The following is an 18,345-nucleotide window of genomic DNA, read 5'->3' on the forward strand; positions in this document are numbered from 1 at the left end:
TATGCTGCCTATAGCTGCCGGCTGGAATATCGTATTGGCATTGTTTACTCGGCGACTGAAAGGAATTGCGATGGAAAATAACAAGCAAAACAACTCGACCGACGATCAAGGCTGGTTTCACCTCGATGTCCATCCCTGGGTATTTTTCGTTTCCGGTGGGATGATCATAATGTTCGTTGCGCTGACATTGATCTTCCAATCGACGGTAGATGATTTCTTTTCCAACCTGCAGGCCTTCATCGGCAAGTATACCGGCTGGTTCTTTGTCTGGACGATGAATATCATCCTCGTCTATGTGATATCCCTGCTGCTCGGACGTTTTTCGGGAATCCGCCTTGGTGGTGCCGAGGCGGAACCGGAATTTACCACCTTGGGCTGGTTTTCCATGCTGTTCTCCGCCGGAATGGGGATCGGCCTGTTGTTTTACGGAGTTGCCGAACCGATGTTTCACTTCGTCGCCTCGCCGTTGGTCGAACCGGGTACAGCCGAGGCAGCTCGGGTCGGCATGGACCTGACCTTTTTGCACTGGGGGCTGCACCCATGGGCCATCTATGCTATCGTTGGCCTGTCCCTGGCGTTCTTTTCGTTTAACAAGGGTTTACCCTTGTCGATCCGGTCGGTTTTTTATCCGCTGTTAGGTGAACGGATTTACGGCCCTATCGGCAACATTATCGACATTATGGCCACCGTCGCCACCCTGTTCGGTGTAGCCACATCCCTGGGCCTTGGCGTCCAACAGGTGAATGCGGGCCTGCATCATCTGTTCGACATTCCCCAGAACACCACGGTTCAGGTGCTGTTGATCGTTGCCATAACCGCCGTTGCAACCTGGTCGGTGGTGCGCGGCATTGAAGGCGGCATCAAGTTCCTCAGCCAGATGAACGTCTACCTGGCTGCAGGATTGATGCTGTTTGTCCTGCTGCTCGGACCGACCCTGTTCATCATGAAGGCACTGATGGAGAATATCGGCTTCTACATTCAGAACCTGCCGCAGCTGGCCACCTGGAACGAAACCTACGAAGCAACTGACTGGCAACAGTCCTGGACAATCTTCTACTGGGGCTGGTGGATCTCCTGGTCGCCTTTTGTCGGCATGTTTATCGCTCGGGTTTCCTATGGGCGAACGGTTGGCGAATTCATCAAAGGGGTGCTGCTGGTGCCTACGTTTATTACTTTTGTCTGGATCACCGTGTTCGGTAACAGCGCCATCAATATTGAAATGTTCGGCGCCGGAGATATTGCCAAGGCGGTTCAGGAAAACGTTCCGGTCTCACTGTTCAAACTGCTTGAGCACTACCCGTTGCAATCGGTGACTTCATTATTGGCCGTGATTGTCGTTATCACCTTTTTTGTAACCTCGTCCGACTCCGGCTCGCTGGTGATCGATATCATCACTGCCGGCGGCAATCCAGAACCACCGGTCATTCAACGGATTTTCTGGGCAGTGATGGAGGGTGTCGTGGCCGCAGTACTGCTCTATGGCGGTGGCCTGATTGCCCTGCAAACGGCGGCAATAACCACCGGGTTACCCTTTTCAGTGATTCTTCTGGGAATGTGCGTCGCTCTCCACAAAGGGCTGGCGGAATACAAAGAAGGGCAGAGTTTTGAGCTGTCGATCGGGAAAACCAAGACGCGTGAATTCCGCACCAAGCCAACTGCCAAGCTGCCGACTTATGGTCGGCGCCGTTTCTGGTAAGCAGCCCTTTTAAGTTCCAGCTATTCCATGGGAGGATAAGATGATAGCTCTGTTGCGATACACATTGTCGATTTTACTTCTATCCAACATCCTGCTGCTACCGACATCAAGTCTGGCTCAGCAAACAATCAGGCTGGCCTATGTCGACTGGTCGTCTTCTATCGCCAGTGCTCATATGGTACAGGCAGTGCTGCAGGAAAAACTCGGCTACCGGGTCGAATTGCTGCGCATGGACGCCGATGATATGTGGCAAGCGGTGGCTGAAGGCCGCGTCGATGCCATGCTTTCTGCCTGGCTGCCGACGACCCATGAACACTACCTTGCCAAATATCAGGACCGGCTCGTCAACCTCGGCCCTAATCTGCGCGGAGCGCGCATCGGCCTGGTCGTCCCCGATGTCAGTGTCGGCCGTCAGACCGGAGGACTTGGCCAGCGCGCCCGTTCTCTTATCAAGGCCGAATCGATTCCCGATCTGCAAACGTACGCCGAACAGTTTCGCAAGCATATCATCGGCATCGACCCTGCCGCCGGGATAATGAAAAAAACGGTTGAAGCCCTGCAGGCCTACGGTCTGGAAGACTATCGACTGGTAGAAGGCAGTGAGGTGTCAATGACCGCTGAACTGTCCAATGCCGTCCGCCAACAACGCTGGCTGGTCGTAACCGGCTGGACTCCACACTGGATGTTCGCACGCTGGAAGCTCAAGTTCCTGGAAGATCCGAAAAATGTCTTCGGTGGCACCGAAGACATTCATACCATGGTTCGCCCGGGCCTACGTGAGGCCATGCCGGAGGCTTATGCCTTTCTGGACCATTTTTCATGGACACCTGAGGAAGCCTCCCAATACATGATCTGGAATCAGTCCGATCAAGGACTTTTCCCTTACGAAAAAGCCTTGCGCTGGCTGCGGATGTATCCCGACCGAGCTGCTGACTGGTTGGACAAGTAGCTTTTTGAAATTGGGTGGCAACATACTGAGAACGGCACAGTACAAAGGAGAATTGAATATGCTAGGAACAGTTTTTCAAAAATTCAGCGGTGGCTGCATGATGATCTTTCGCCGCGATGGCGAAACGGTTCAGTTTCTGGGAACAGCTTTTCTGGTCCATGAAGAGGGCTATTTACTGAGCGTTTCGCACATTATACCACAGGAGGGACAGCTGATTGTCGTGCCTGCCGAACCGAGCAACGAATTCACCTCCATCAACCAGGAAACTGTCACCTCGATTCCGGTCGCAGTGGTGCGGCGTGATGTTGAGCGGGATATTGTTCTGCTGAAAATGCAACAGGAAATCGAAATGCAGCTGCCGGATCATTTCATCGGCACTGCAGAGAGCACACTGGTCGGCAATCAGGTGATGACGCTTGGCTTTTCCTTCGGTCACCAAACACTGCACACGTTGGTGACCAGTTCCGCCGTAACCAGCGGTAAAGTTTTATCACGTAACCAGAGTAAAATTCTGCTGTTCGACACCATGATCCACGATGGTGATCGCGGCGGTCCCTTGGTCGGTGTTGAAGACGGCCTTGTGATCGGCATAATCAGCGGTCGCTTCGATCCACTGGAAGCCGCGAAAGATTATACCGACGGCAGCAAGACGATCACAGCAAACACGAATTTCTCTTATGCCGTGGCTATTGATTACGGGATCGCCCTGATGGAAGAAGTGAAACTAGATATCCATTAAAAAAGCGACATGTTCATTGAATCCAAGAAGCCTCGTGAAGTGAAAAAAACTTCACTTGATGGTGCAATGTCACTGATATGAATCTGGCCGGTACGTTTACCTTTCAGGCCAGATCCCGGCAAGCTCACTGAGGGGATAGGTGTCGAACCTGTGATAGGCGGTCAGGGCGTTTTTCACCTCCTGCATCTTGCGGGGCGGAGCGATGCCCCGTTTGTCTTCCAGAATCAGGGTGACCAACCTCCCTTGGCCACGGGCCGTCGATCCAGCGGTAAACGGCGTCATTGCTGTTACTGATATATTCGGTATTCACTTCGGTCAATCCAATCGAGACGGTTTGCGTGATACTGATGTCCTTTTCAATGATAGGCTGTTCGAAACAGCGGATTCGTACAGGTTCCTGCCCCTATAAAAATTAGCTCACCTTGTAAATCGGGTTCGCAGCTTCACTGCCTGACCAACCAACAAGGGAATCAGGCTGGCCGTGAGGATCAGCAGCCATTCCTGAGTGTCTGGTGCAACCAGACCAAGGATGTTGGAGAGTCCGGGTAGATAGATAGCAAACAGCAGCAACCCCAGACCAATGCCGATCGCGCCCCAGATGTAAGGGTTGGTGGTGATCTCGTTACGAAACAACGGGCTTGCGGGGTCGCGCATATTGAAGACGTGCCACAGGCGCGCCAGCACCAAGGAGGAGAACGAGATGGTAACGGCACGTTCGGCGGAAACTTCCCAGAGAACCAGTGCCACGGCAAAAGCACCTAATACTGCGATTGTGAACACTAGTGTGTGCCCTCCGATTCCCAGCCAGTGGCGACGCGTCAACACCGGCTCTTTGGGCTCACGCGGCGGCTGTTGCATGATCTGCGCTCGGGTATCCCCCATTCCCAGTGCCAGGGCGGGGAAAACATCACCGATCAGATTAATATAGAGGATCTGCAGCGGCAGTAGCGGCAGTGGTGCCCCGACCAGGGTCGCCAGAGTAATGATGGCGACCTCGCTGACATTGCCGGAAATCAGATAGTAGATAAAATTACGGATGTTGTTGAAAATACCCCGCCCATAGCGGATTGCCACAACGATGGTGCTGAAGCGGTCGTCCTTGATGACCATATCGGCAGCTTCCTTGGCAACCTGGGTGCCGCGCTTCCCCATCGCCACACCGATGTCGGCTTTTTTCAGTGCCGGTGCATCGTTGACTCCGTCGCCGGTCATGGCGACAATCTTTCCCCTTTCCCGATAAAGTGAAATCAGCGTGAGCTTCTGTTCAGGTGTGACCCGCGCAAAGATCGAAGCGTTCAGAACTCTTTCCAGTTCTTCAGACGAAAGAGAGTCCGTACCCTGCAGGACATCTCCTTTCAGGGTCTTGGATTCATCTGCCTCAAGGCCGACTGCCGCGGCAATCCCTAGGGCGGTGGCCGGGTGATCACCCGTAACCATAATGACCCGTATGCCAGCGGTGGCACATGCTTCAAGGGCGTCTGGAACATCCTTGCGGGGCGGATCGTGCAGGGCGGCAAATCCCAACAGGATCAGATCGGCGTAGGGTTCAGAGCTTTTGCTGTCAGCCTCTTTATATGCCAGGGCAATCAACCGCATCCCCTCTTCGGCTAGCGATCGGTTCTCCTCCACCCATTCATTGCGCGTGTCCTGAGACAGTTCAACTAGCTCATCGCCACCGGCTACGCGGGTGCAGCGCTCCAGCACCTCTTCCGGCGCGCCCTTGACGGCCACCAGGATCTTGCCTTCCTGTTCGTGAAAGGTGGCCATCATCTTCGTTTCGGCACTGAAAGCTTCTTCACGGATTTCGGGATATTCTTCCAACAACTGCTGACGATGAACACCCGCTTCCTCAGCGATGCGCAGCAGGGCGGTTTCGGTGGGATCTCCTATCTCCTTTTCCTGGTTGAGGGAGGCGTTGTTGCAGAGCGCGCCGATCTCCAGGATTTTCTGCAGCCGCACGTCCTGTTCCGGGTCAGGAGTCTGATCTTCATCGATCTCGATTTCCTCGCCGGATAGGATGAAGCGGCGTACGCGCATGCGGTTTTCGGTCAGGGTGCCGGTTTTGTCGGTGAAGATAACCGTTGTTGCCCCTAAGGTTTCTACCGCGGAGAGGCGACTGATCAGCGCATTATGCTCGGCCATGCGCCACATGCCTCGCGCCAGGGCGATAGTTGCCACCACCGGCAGTCCTTCCGGGACGGCTGCGATGGCCATGGCGATGGCGGTTTCCATCACCAGCACGACGTTCCGCCCGCCGATCAACCCGGCTGCTGCCACCACAACGCCCATCACCAGGGTAAGCAACACCAGCCGTCGGCCCAACCGCTCCAGTCTTTTTTCCAGTGGTGTCATTTCATCTTCCGTCCCCTGTACCAGGCCGGCGATGGCCCCCAGTTCCGTGCCCATGCCGGTGGCTGTGACGATACCGGCTCCCGAACCGGAAGTGACGGCGGTGCCTTTAAACAGCATGTTGACACGCTCGGCCAGAGGCGTGGATTGATCGAGTGGATCGGTCATTTTGTAGGCCGGGACCGATTCTCCCGTGAGAGCGGATTCATCGGCCCGCAGCCGGTTCGCCTCGATTATCCGCAAGTCAGCCGGGACGAGATCCCCCGCATCGATCAGCACCAGGTCTCCCGGCACCAGCTCGGCTGCGGGGATTTCGCTGTTTTGCCCATCCCGGTGAACGCGAGCGGTAACCTGCTCCAGGCGGTGCAGCGCTTCCATGGAGCGGGTCGCCTTGAGTTCGGTGAAAAAACCAATCGCGGCGTTGAGCAGCAGCGCAATCGCCACCGCAAAACCTTCCAGCCATTCACCGAACAAAAACGCTGCAACAGAAGCGATGCCGAGCAAGATGATCACCAGGCTCTTAAACTGATTAACCAGGAGCTGCCAGGCAGTGACTTTTTGCTTCTGACGCATCCGGTTGGGGCCATATGAGCGGAGTCTCTTGCCGGCTTCTTCTTTGTTGAGGCCCTGATCCGGATCAAGTTCAAACTGCTCGGCAACTTTCTTTGCCGAAAGATTCCATGGGGATTGAATCTGTTCTTTATTCTTCTCTTTTCTTTCCATGGATTTTATAGGCATTAGCATTCTTTTCCTGATCTAACACATCAATATTCAATTAAAAATTCAAAATTGCCTTGGCAATCAGGAAATATACCAGGAGGCCGCTGGCATCGACAATGGTCGTCACAAAAGGAGCACTGGCCACCGCTGGATCGACCCCTATGAAGCGAGCAATGAGAGGCATCATCGATCCGACCACAGAGGCCAGGGCACAGATGGAAACCAGGGTCAGCGAAACCACCAGAGCCAACGATTGTCCCGCATACACGCTGACTGGCAGGTAGCTGAGCAGGCCCAGCATAGTGCCCAGCAACAGCCCGACGCGCCCCTCCCGCAGGATGATCCTGACAAAGTCCCTCGGCAGTACGTCACCGACGGCCATGCTGCGTACGATAGTGGTAGAGGACTGAGCGCCGGCATTGCCGCCGGTGCCGATCAACAGCGGAATAAAGAGCGCCAGACTGACCGCCGTTTCCAGCGTCGCCTCAAACAGGTTGAGCACCTGCACAGTCAGGGTTGCTGCGACAATCAGCACCACCAGCCATAGCACCCGCGACTTCGCCAGGCGAAAATCGGAAACGGAAAAATAGGGCCGCCCTAAGGGTTCGGTTCCGCCGGAGCGGGCCAGGTCTTCGCTCTCCTCCAATGTCAGAATATCCATGGCATCGTCAACAGTCACGATCCCCAACAACATCTCATTTTCATCAACGACCGGCACGGCCAGCAGATCCGCTGCCTGTAGCAGGCGAGCAACCTTTTCCTGGTCAGCGTCCGGTTTTACGAAGTGAGGGTTTTTATGCATGATTTTAGATACCTGGTTCTCGCGATTCGCGAGGACTAGATCGCTCAGTTCGCATAAGCCCACCAGCCGCTTCTGCTCATTGGTTACCGGCAGGGTGTGAACGGTTTCGGCCTTGTGACCGTTTTTATGGATGTAGTCCAGCGCCTCCAAAACCGTCTGCGCTGGGCAAAGGGCAAGAAATTCCGGGCTCATGATGCGTCCGGCCGACTCTTCCGGATAACTGAGCAGCTGATTGGTCAGGCGTTGCTCCTCGGCGCTCAGCTCCTCCTGATATGTTGCGGCGACATCAACGGGCAGTTCATTGAACAGCCGCGCCCGGTCATCGGGATCGAGTTCCTCCACCAGAAAAACCGCATGTTCCCGCTCCACCACAGCCAGCAATCGCTCCTGCTGAGCAACGTTGAGCTGTTTGAAAACATCCAGCGCCAGGTCCCGGCTGATCTGCTGGAAAATGATCTCCTGCTGGCCAGGTTCCATGCGGGCTGTCTCTTCAGCGATCTGCAGCGGTGTTTTGTCTCTGAGCCAGGCGTTGATTTCACTGGAGGTTTTATACTTGCTTTTTTTTTCAGTCTTCAAGGTAGCCTCTGCTGATCAGTCTTTTCGATAAGCTAAAGTCGGGCCACAGCGATTACCTGATCACGACCGGATTCTTTAGCCTGGTACAGGCTTGTCATTGATTGGGTCAATTTTCAATCGATATTTCTGCATAAGGATCAAAAAGGCCAAATAAAAAGCAACATCGGCACTGAAACAGCTGTCACGATAATTTCCAGCGGCAGGCCCATCCTCCAGTAGTCACCAAAACGAAAACCGCCGGGACCAAGGATCAGGGTGTTGTTCTGATGCCCGATCGGTGTCAAAAACGCGCAGGAAGCGCCAATGGCTACGGCCATCAGAAAAGGATCAGCACTCACCTCCAGTGTCGAAGCGGTTCCGATGGCAATAGGACACATGACCGCTGCGGTAGCGGCATTGTTCATCAGGTCGGAGAGAAACATTGTGCCCACAAGAATCAGTGCCAGGACGGCAATGGAATGCCCCTGTGCCACGTTCTCTATCAAAAACCGTGAGATAAGGTCTGCTGTACCGGTGGTTTCCATCGCACCCGCAACCGGTATAAGGGCAGCTAGCAGCACGATCACTGGCCAGTCGATCGACTCATAGACCTGCCGTGGCGGCACGGTATGCAGCACCATCGAAGCAAGCACGCCCAGCGAAAATGACACGGCAGCCGGCAGGAAACCAAAGGCGGCAGCGCCGATTGCAAGGAGCATGATCAGACTCGCCTCAATAACTTTGCGCTTGTCTGGAATCCGAAAATCTCGCTGGGCCAGCGGCACGCAACCGTTGTCACCTGCAAATTCGGCAATCGACTCCGGTGGACCCTGCATCAGCAACAAGTCACCGGGTTGGAGGGCAATTGATCGAAGACGCTTCATTGATCGTATGCCATCACGGGAAAGCGCGAGCAGATTGATCCCGTAACGTGTTCGCAGCAGGATGTCGCTGGCCGAGCGCCCGGATAATGGCGAGCTCGGCAGTACAGCTAATTCCATCAAGGTAATCTCGCCGGATTTCTCTAGAGTGTCAGAGGTGGATTCTTCTTCGCTGTCGGCACTTCGCTGCTCGGCCTGGCTTTTGGTCGCGGCATCCGCCGCTGGAGCAGAATCTTCGTCTTCGTCAGAGTTCTCGGAGTCGATCGACTCCTCGAGCTTCAAGCCCAGAATGGACAGAACATCGGTCAGCGAGTCTGCTTCGGCCTCGATCATCAGGATATCACCCTTATGCACTCTGCGGGCGGGGTTTGCTGCGATGATCCGAACCTCTTTTTGTACCAGGCCAACGATCTGCGTGTCGACCTCAACGAGTTCAGTCTCAATCTCACACAGACTCATGCCGTCGGCTTTACTCCCTTCCAGAATCCGAACTTCAGTGACATAGGCGCCGGATTCGAATTCTTCGATGCCTGATTGTTGGCGCGCTGGCACCAGGCGCCAGCCGATGAGTGTAACGAACAACAAGCCCGCCAGGGCAACGGCCACACCAATTGGCGTGAAATCAAACATGGCAAAACTGCCCAACCCTGCTTCAGCACGAAAACCGGAAACGATCAGGTTCGGGGGGGTGCCGATCAGGGTAGTCATACCGCCGAGGATAGTACCGAAGGCCAACGGCATGAGCACCTGTCCGGGGGATAGTTCGAGCCGCTGTGACAGGTGGATGGCAACCGGCATCAACAGTGCCATGGCACCGACGTTATTCATAAAACCTGACAACAAGGCGCCGAGCCCCATTAACGCGGCAAGACTGACGAGACGCCCCGCGTTGGCAGGCAACATGATGCGCGTCAAGGCATCAACCGCCCCCGAGTTTTGCAGACCACGACTCAGAACCAGAACACAGGCCACGGTGATCACTGCCGGATGGCCAAAACCGGTGAACGCCTCGCCAGGAGCGACCAGTCTGGCCAGCACACAACCTAACAGTGCACCGGCTGCCACCATGTCATGACGCCAGCGTCCCCAAAAAAACATAGCGATAGTAGCCGTCCCGATTAACAAAATTATCCATTGATCATTTGTCATGAGCACTCTCAGCGTTTATGTAGAGTGTAAAAAGAGTCACAAAACCTGCCGTTCCATGAAAATTCACCCAGCAACAAAAAGCAGCGATGGTGAGAAAAAAGCCGCTACCAAGTTTTTTCAATCCAGCGCCTCGGAAGGCATGCAGCTTACCCTGCCACACGTTGCGCCATTGGTGCCATGGTTGATCAAAATAAAATTATCGCTTTTCTTTTTGATCTGTCGCACGGCAACCAGCCCCACCGAACCAGCACCCATAACGATGACGTCGAGTTTCATAATCATGCCTGTTCCTTTCATTCACATGTTTGTTGTTGACCAGGTGTTCGCCGGCACTTGACGCATCTTTTTTGACATCATGACTTAATACGCGCTTCTGTTCGAGCTCTTTTTTATTGCAGTTAACACTGCCAATTCGAAGATTTCAATTCCCTCTTTTCTCAACCGGTTAATACTATTCCTGTTGCTCTAAAGTTGGGCGTGTGTAAGGAGCGGTTCAAACCTTTTGAATAGCAAAACCGGTGATGCACAGTAAAAGGTTAACCGTCGCATTTTCACCGTCTATTAACCTTACCATATCGAAGGTTTGAATTTCCAGCTGCGACATCGGATTAATCTTTCTACTAAGGTCATTTTTTTGCTCATGTGATCAAATACCACTCAGTTCCCTTGCTTTCTCAATACACCAGACCATATACTATTGTTATGTAATTGCAGTATTAAGCCAGAAAAAAAGGGTCTTTGTCATAGTTGCAGAACAGGGGGTGAAGCTTCCTGTCTGATTTTTAAATAAAGGTAGTCGAGGTCACGGTAGCCGCATGCCCGTTTTACGATCCTGCTGATTGTAGCATTGAATGCCTCGAGTTTTGCAGAAGTGACCCTGTGTTTAATCCAAGCCAGAATCTCTTTTCTGTCTCGATCTACCCCTTTAGCGAACTTCACCAAGGGCTTTAATTCGGTTTCCTTGGCCCATTCAATCCAGTTGTCGAGAAATTTTGAAGCCCATTTGGGGCGAACATAGGTCCACAAGGTACTGAACGCATCTTTAAGGAGATAGGCCTGCAACAAGGATTCATTGGCTTCAAATAATGCTGCCAACCTGTCGCACTGGTTACCTTTCAGGTTCTGTGCGTTACGGAGCAAATTAAAACGCTGCCCTTTTATGAAACGTTTTTCATCCTTGTTTGCATTGCGCCATTCATTGCGTCGAACCTCGTCAACAGCGGTATTGAGATTGGCAACGATATGAAACTTGTCATAAACAATCTGTGCTTTAGGTGCATACTCTTCGACAACAGCTTTATAGGCCCCGGCCCTGTCGATACCAACTGCTTTTATCTTCTTGATTTGCCGAGGAGAGAGCTTTTGAAAAAAAGACTCCAGAGATTTTTTCTTTTTACCTTCAGCAAGGTGCAGGATTTCGCCGGTATCGCCATTCATCACGACTGTCATGTATGAGTGGCCTGAGCCAATTGATTTTTCATCAATTAAAAGAACTCGCAGATTATCCAGGTCTGGTTGTGGTAAATGTTTGGCCAGTATCCTTTTGTCCCATCTCCTGGCAGTGCTAGTTGAAATAGGCAGGAAATATGGGACCTTATTGGCTGGCATAAACCTGCAGAGTTTACACACATAGTGCATCAGTCGTTTGGTGGCATGAGCATAACCCTCAACACCAGGTGGATGAAGAGTAAAGTGGGCTTTACAATGATTGCAATATCCCTGTAGAGCCTCATAATGAACCATGACGAGATTGACCGGCCCAATGGGCAGGTCATATGCTATTTGTGAAACTTTTCTGTTCAACCCGGCTTTTCGTATGCAGTGAGGACAGTAAATGGTGAGCCGTTTATCTCGGTGAAGCTTGATAACGGCCACTTCTGGCAACACTTTCATTTCCTGGATGACCCAGCCTGGAAAATCGTATAAACAGCGTAATGAGGGGTGATTGGACATAACTGAAACCTTCCATGATCAAATAATGTGAGAAACTATCTGATATGGATGAGTTTTCAGCCAGTCAACCCCTCTTTACTTTCTGCAACTATGACAAAGACCCGAAAAAAATTGGTTCAACACCTGAGTACAAAAGGACTTGCTATGGATAATTATCTACAGCCTGTGGATCGACGGTACCATGACCGCTACCTAATAAAGAAAGGTGAAGATATTCTTATAAACTTTGAGGAAGATATAATAAAGGGTGTCCCCACCGTAAGGGATCTAAGCGAGGGGGGTTTAGGGTTTTACGCACAAGGCGTAAAAAAAGACGTGACGTGCAAAACTCTCCGAATTGATTTAGTTTTTGGAAATCACGATGTGATTTTCCGTTCTCTTGTATCACAGGTTGTCTTCTGGGACCATTGTTCGAGGTATGGCTTGAAATTTTTGCACCTTTCTGATTTTAAGAAAAGAGCATTGAGAGTGTTTATGAATCAATATTGTCAGTAAGTTTTTTTCCTCTCCAAAAGAAAACACGAAACTGTTCAACGAAGAAGGTGAATTTGCAGACCTGCTTAAATGGTTGATATAGCCAATGTGCTAGCCTTTGCCATCATACAAATCTGTCTTGGTGTTTAAAAAAGATTTTAGTCAATGTTAAACGGATAGAATATTAGAAAGGAAGTATAAGGCTGCTCGACGATTAACTGAATAGCTTCTTCAAAAACCGGCCCAACGCCGTAATCCTAGAAAAAAAGGTGAATGCATGAAAAATATTGTTTTTTTTGTCACGGTGATCGGATTTGTTCTCAGCTTCCAATTAACGGCGCAGTCGGCAGATTATGCTGCTCAAGCTTTTCTGCAGGGAACGGATGGCAAGAATGTGGGTACAGTTTGGTTTACCCCAACAGGTTCCGGCGTAAAAATAATGGCTGAAATAACTGGGCTCGCTCACGGCATACACGCTTTCCACATCCACGGGACCGGAGTCTGCGAGCCGCCGTCTTTCAAATCGGCAGGCGGACATTACAACCCGGGCAACAGAAAGCACGGTTTTCTAAACAGCATGGGCCCCCACGCTGGAGATATGCCCAATATCACTGTGGGCGAAACTACCAGCTATGAATGGGTCACATCTCTGGTGAGCCTGGACGACAATGCAGACAACACACTTTTCCCGGAGTCTGGAACGGCCATTGTCATTCATGAGAATCCGGATGACTATATAACAGACCCTGCCGGACGTGGCGGGAAACGAATCGCCTGCGGAGTCATCAAGAAAAGCAAAATGTAGCAATGTCGCTTACGCGCAAAAAAAATGGCAATCTTGTTCCACAATCTTTTCGACCAGGACAGTGAACAGGATTGCCCGGTGCGCCGGTGGCAGTCTCCTCGTTCGATTTTCAGCCAACCATAAAAGTGAATATGCGCTGATCAATCATTTGCCCATTTGTCTATAGGCTTTGGGGAATGCCCGCTTCACTCCTTCTGGTACCCCCTAGCAAAATTACCATCACTGTTGCAACCGAAATTAGATGCCATTGAACAAACAGAATTGATCAGGAATGGAGTAACTTCCGACTATATATATCCAAAGAGTATATCAAGATGGCCTTATGGAAATTGGAATTGAGCGTAGACTTAACTTAAATCCGTACTTTCAGTAACTGATCTATGAGCTTGATATTGGCAAGTCGAAGGTCACAAATCCATTTCCATCTGAAGCAAAACACTTGATATGTTTTACTGTCCATGACCGATGCTGCCAAGTCGGTCTTCAACGCCATATCTTCCCAAAAATATTACTCCAATTTCATGACTATTGGTCGGTTCACCGTCATACATCTAACACAAAGGGAGTGGAGAGGCGCTCTGGTTGGCAATATTGCAGTATCAACGAGAAAAAAGGAAAGAGGAGGAAGGTGCCGTTTATATCATCCTATAAACAGGCTTTAAGATAGATGTTTCAGAGGCAGGTTAATGTTCTGCAGAAATTGCTGATAAGGTTAAATCATACCTCAAATGACCTGTCTGCAGCCGTTTTCTGTACTAAAAACGCCTCTTCCGACAAATCTGTGGGTAGATTTTCACCCAGATTTATATAACTGGTTAATATGATAACAATTTAGCCTCGAGATAAGGCTGTTCGTTTTGAACGTTAATTTCATATTCCTTTTCCGGAGGTAAAAAATGGCGTTCCTCCGCCATTGGCACCCACAGGTGCAGCGGCAAGTAAACAGGTTGTCAAGGCTGCGGAGCACCCGCGGAGCGGGCTTGGCCTTTACCACCTGTTTGCCTTGTTGCTAACTGCCATACGATAGTGTGGGGTTAACAGTACATGTGGTTCCTGCGATAATGGCGATTTTACCCACAAATTCTCCAGAAGAGCCCTAAAAACTGGTTCAATTCACCTTCATCAGGAGTTATTTCCGAAATACAGGAAGAATATCAACTTCAAGTGGTGGCAGGATATTCAAAACTTCGATATGGTAAGGTTAGCATTAAGATCAGGCTCAAGCGGGGTTTGCACCACTGAACTTTTATCCATATCCACTTTAAAAACCGGTGAAGCAGTCCTTATTCTGCATAACTGGCTTACTGTGAAAAATAGCGAAATTGCCAGTCCGAGTTGATGCGATATTCTAACGGGAACCATTTTGACAAAATTAACATGTCAGCCTTCCAGAAGTTCCCGCAACTTCCTTCCCAGATCGTTCATTGAAAAAGGTTTTTGGATGAAGTGCACGCCTTCGTCCAGCACACCACGGTGAGCGATAACATTGGCGGTGTAGCCGGACATGAAAAGTATCTTCAAGTCAGGATAGTGCTGTTTCAAACACTCAGATAGCTCGCGACCATTCATCTCGGGCATTACCACATCGGTGATAAGGAGATGAATCGGCTGCTTTGCAGCAGTCTCGATCGCCTCGCCTGGCGTGTTGCAGGCCAGCACCGTATAACCTAGCCTTTTGAGCATAAGGGAGGTCATCTTCAGGATCGATTCTTCGTCTTCAAGCAGTAAGATGGTTTCATGCCCCTGATTGATCGTATGGACCAAAGCAGGTTTTGATTCGGTGGGATATTCTTTTTCCAAATAGCGAGGGAAGTAGATGGTGAACGTGGAGCCTTGACCGGGTTCACTATAGACGTTGATAAAACAATTATTTTGTTTGAGGATACCATACACGGTGGCCAAACCGAGCCCGGTGCCCTTGCCTCGAGCCTTGGTAGTAAAAAATGGTTCGAACAGTTTGTCCCGAGTTTGCCGGTCCATTCCGCAGCCATTGTCAGTAACGGACAGCAAGACAAAGTCCCCGGGGATGAAGTCAAAATGGTTTCGACAATATTCTTCGTCGATGGTGGTTTTGTCGGTTTCGATTGAAATTGTACCCACGTCGGTAATGGCATCTCGGGCGTTGACACAGAGGTTGATTAAAATCTGATCCAATTGGACCGGATCCATATAGATCGGCCACAGTTCGCTTCCGGGATGCCAGATGATCTCGATATCCTCGCCTATGAGGCGTCTGGCCATTGATTTGAGCTTTGCTATCGCCTCGTTCACGTCCAACATCTTGGGCGCAATCGTCTGCTGCCTGGAAAAAGCAAGGAGCTGCCTGGTAATGTCGGCCGATCGTTTAGCCGCTTGTAGAACTTCCGTGAGATCCTTGTGGAGCGGATCGTCTTCATAAAGCTTTTCCAGCGCCATTTCGGTATAGCCGAGGATGACCCCGAGCATATTGTTGTAATCGTGCGCAACGCCACCGGCAAGTCGACCGATCGATTCCATCTTCTGGACCTGTATCAGCTGTGCCTGGAGATCGTCCCGTTCCTGTTTCGTCCGCTTGTAACTGGAGATGTCTTCGATCATGGCTAGCATACCGTTGACTTTACCAGCAACATCATAAATGGGTGCTATGGAGAGGCTAATCTCAACGAGCGAACCATCTCTTCTGGTTCTTGTCTGATCGATTTTTGATAGCGTTTCACCGTGTATCACGCGTTCACGCAACTTGAAAAACTCTTCCTGCTGCTCAGCAGAAAAGAATGGTAGTAATTGACCTCGCACTTCATCTTCGCTCCAGCCAAAAATACGCTGAGCAGCTATGTTCCAGCTCTGGACCCCCCCTTCAACATCGGTGCTGATGATTGCCATGGGCGCCGAGGAAATCATAGCCCGCAGATATTCCTCGCTCTCTCGCAAAGCCTCCTCGGCACGTACACGATCAGTGATCACCTCCGTATAAACGATGAATCCACCGATGGTACCGTCCGGCTCAAACCAAGGAAGGCAGCTCCACCGGGTCCATTCGATACTGCCGTCTTCACGTGGATAGGCATCCCGCTCGGAACCAGATATTTCTCCTTGCAGGGCTTTTTGGTGGACGTCACGCCACTTCTGCGGTAGGTCGGGAAAAACCTCATAATGATTCCTGCCAATCACCTCGCTTTCGGTAACATTATATTGCTCCAGATAATTCTTGCTGACGTACACATAGCGAAGCTCGCGATCATGGATCGCGATGGCGCTGTTGGCATGTTCAATGATATAGCGCAGCAATTCGTTGCTGTGCGTGATAGCCTCTTGTGCTTTTTGACGCTCGGTGATGTCGACATTGATAGCGAGATAGGCCTGCTGTCCTTCCCAATCGATCGGCCGAACCATGACGTCCACTGGGAAGCGATTTCCGTCGCGGTCGACCTGCGTGGATTCAAATCGTAGCTCGTTCTGTTCAGAGATTTGTTTGATACGCTGAGAAAACAAATCTTTCATTTCGGGAACCATGAACTCCGTGAGGTTCCGTTTCATAAATGCTGCTCGGCTTTCGTAACCGTACATGGTGCAGGCGACCTGATTGGCAAAGATCAGCCTGCCGTCGTGGTCATGCAGCAAGACGGCAACAGGTGCGGCATCGAGCATCTCGCCAAGGGCGGCAATCTGTTTTTCCTGCTGTTTACGGTCTGTGAGATCGCGGCAGAAGCAGACAAAGGTGCCGTTTTCATCACCGATGTAGCTGACCGAGATCTCCACGGGGAAGGTGCCTCTGTCGGAATGATAATGGGTTGATTCGAAGATCAGAGCTTGTTTTTGCTTGATGTGCTGGAGGCGTGCTTTGGTCTCCTCTGCCGACTCTGTCGCGTCGAGTTTGCCAATATGCTTGCCGACCAATGTTTCACGAGAAAAACCGGACATGGAACAATAGGTATCGTTGACTTCGGTAACGAAACCAGCGGCGTCGATGACCAAGAATCCGTCCGCGGTTGTTTTGATAATGCTCCCGAGAAACTGCTGGCGTTCGGCCAACTGGCGCTGAGCTTCTTTGCGCGCGGTAATGTCGTGTATGATCGAATGTAGATACTTATGACCGTCAATACTCACCGTGCTGCTATACACCTCGACATCCTTGCAGGCCCCCGAGGCGGTATGATGACGAAATTCGAAGTAGTTACGGTTGCCCGCTTTGGCCAGGACCATCTCCGAGGCGACTTGGTCGGAGGTAAGATCGTTGATATCCGTGATGTTCTTTTTTTTGAGCTCGCTGGTCGACCAACCATAGAATTTCCCCGCTGCCTCGTTGGCTTCGATTATATTTCCCGTGTCAGGTTCGATCAGCAGTTTGACCGCGGAGTGGTGCTGGAAAATGCTTCTGAATTTCTCCTCGCTCTGCTTGAGGCTAAGATCAGCGAGTTTGTGGATCCTCCGATTTTCCATCAGCTTGCCGAGGATCGCGGTAGCGAGTGGATAGATCAGCAATACCGGCACACTGATGTGTTTGAGCACCTCGATACCGGTCTTGACCGGCAGCATGAGCATCCAGGCCAGCATGGCCAGGTGGACGATGATGCCGAGCAGGTATAGTTCAGCAAATGAAGGTGTCTTGCCCTTGTGCATTCGTAGATGCCGCCAAGCAAGGCCGATAGCACCGGAGGTTATTATGACGCCGACGCCGACAAAAATGCCGCCCCCGCCCAGGAAGATCCGGAAGGTACCGGTAAACAGTATGGCCAGGAGCGTGGGAATGGTGCCGAAAAAGAGCCCGGTGATGCATAACAACACGGAGCGGGTATCAAAAAGGACGCCTTGCCCGAAACTCCATGGATTGAGCATGATGGCGATGCCGATGACACCAAGGATGCAACCGATGAGAAGTTGTTGAGAAACCGAGCCGGAGTCCTTGAGCCGAAAGCCGGCAAGTTCGTAGAGCAAACCCAACGACAGCAGTAATGCCGCATTATTGATCAAACCCAGATAGATGGCATCTTGCATGGCTACATGTCCAGCTGATAATGGATTGTTGAAAGCAAGGGCCAGCAGGGTCGGCCGCAATTTTTGACTAGCAAACCTATCCGATTTGATATCAGGTTTCAAGGTTTGAGTGCTGCCGTTGCTTCTCGTTCCTTTTGATTTTATGAAAAAAATACCCTCTGTCCCGACCGCCTTCCACGTAACCTGGGGGAAGTGTTGTCTTCTGGAAAGTTTATCAAATGCCTAGAGCGGTCGGTAGATCTTATTCCTGTAGATATTCAGATCGGCGGATTTTTCCTCCTGGGAAATGACAAGCCAAC

Annotated in this window: 11 protein-coding genes; 4 read left to right on the plus strand and 7 right to left on the minus strand. The window is 51.2% G+C overall.

Annotation, left to right across the window (positions count from 1 at the left end; genetic code table 11):
* Positions 1-70: 70 nt before the first annotated feature.
* The 3 genes from ACZ52Z_RS08305 to ACZ52Z_RS08315 all read left to right on the plus strand — a co-directional run bounded on the left by ACZ52Z_RS08305 (position 71) and on the right by ACZ52Z_RS08315 (position 3,384).
* A complete protein-coding gene (locus ACZ52Z_RS08305; RefSeq protein WP_464270269.1) occupies positions 71-1,696 on the plus strand; it encodes a BCCT family transporter in 1,626 nt (541 codons plus the stop codon).
* 64 nt (positions 1,697-1,760) lie between these two features.
* A complete protein-coding gene (locus tag ACZ52Z_RS08310; RefSeq protein ID WP_464270270.1) occupies positions 1,761-2,645 on the plus strand; it encodes a glycine betaine ABC transporter substrate-binding protein in 885 nt (294 codons plus the stop codon).
* Between the two features lie 58 nt (positions 2,646-2,703).
* Positions 2,704-3,384: a S1 family peptidase gene (locus ACZ52Z_RS08315; protein WP_464270271.1), complete on the plus strand. Its 681-nt coding sequence runs from the start codon at positions 2,704-2,706 to the stop codon at positions 3,382-3,384.
* 96 nt (positions 3,385-3,480) lie between these two features.
* Here the strand turns inward: ACZ52Z_RS08315 and ACZ52Z_RS08320 are convergent, their stop codons facing one another.
* From ACZ52Z_RS08320 to ACZ52Z_RS08345, 6 genes are all read right to left on the minus strand, one after another.
* Entirely contained in the window at positions 3,481-3,666 is a 186-nt protein-coding gene (locus ACZ52Z_RS08320; RefSeq protein WP_464270272.1) for a hypothetical protein, read from the minus strand.
* Between the two features lie 135 nt (positions 3,667-3,801).
* A complete protein-coding gene (locus ACZ52Z_RS08325; RefSeq protein ID WP_464270273.1) occupies positions 3,802-6,477 on the minus strand; it encodes a cation-translocating P-type ATPase in 2,676 nt (891 codons plus the stop codon).
* Between the two features lie 31 nt (positions 6,478-6,508).
* Entirely contained in the window at positions 6,509-7,831 is a 1,323-nt protein-coding gene (mgtE, locus tag ACZ52Z_RS08330; RefSeq protein WP_464270274.1) for a magnesium transporter, read from the minus strand.
* 137 nt (positions 7,832-7,968) lie between these two features.
* Complete coding sequence (locus ACZ52Z_RS08335) at positions 7,969-9,840, minus strand: SLC13 family permease (protein ID WP_464270275.1); 1,872 nt, start codon at positions 9,838-9,840, stop codon at positions 7,969-7,971.
* Between the two features lie 117 nt (positions 9,841-9,957).
* Positions 9,958-10,122: a hypothetical protein gene (locus tag ACZ52Z_RS08340; protein ID WP_464270276.1), complete on the minus strand. Its 165-nt coding sequence runs from the start codon at positions 10,120-10,122 to the stop codon at positions 9,958-9,960.
* Between the two features lie 459 nt (positions 10,123-10,581).
* The gene (locus ACZ52Z_RS08345; RefSeq protein WP_464268293.1) at positions 10,582-11,793 is read right to left on the minus strand and encodes an ISL3 family transposase; all 1,212 of its coding nucleotides are present in this window, start codon (positions 11,791-11,793) and stop codon (positions 10,582-10,584) included.
* Positions 11,794-12,544: 751 nt separating this feature from the next.
* Between ACZ52Z_RS08345 and ACZ52Z_RS08350 the strand changes: the two genes are divergently transcribed.
* Positions 12,545-13,072 carry a superoxide dismutase family protein gene (locus ACZ52Z_RS08350; protein WP_464270277.1) on the plus strand — a complete coding sequence of 176 codons (528 nt, stop codon included), beginning with the start codon at positions 12,545-12,547 and terminating at the stop codon, positions 13,070-13,072.
* A gap of 1,380 nt (positions 13,073-14,452) precedes the next feature.
* On the opposite strand, the gene ACZ52Z_RS08355 is transcribed toward ACZ52Z_RS08350, so the two are convergent.
* Positions 14,453-18,046, minus strand: coding sequence for a PAS domain S-box protein (locus ACZ52Z_RS08355; RefSeq protein WP_464270278.1), 3,594 nt, complete (start codon positions 18,044-18,046; stop codon positions 14,453-14,455).
* Between the last annotated feature and the right edge of the window lie 299 nt (positions 18,047-18,345).

The sequence above is a fragment of the Desulfogranum aggregans genome (assembly GCF_055398265.1).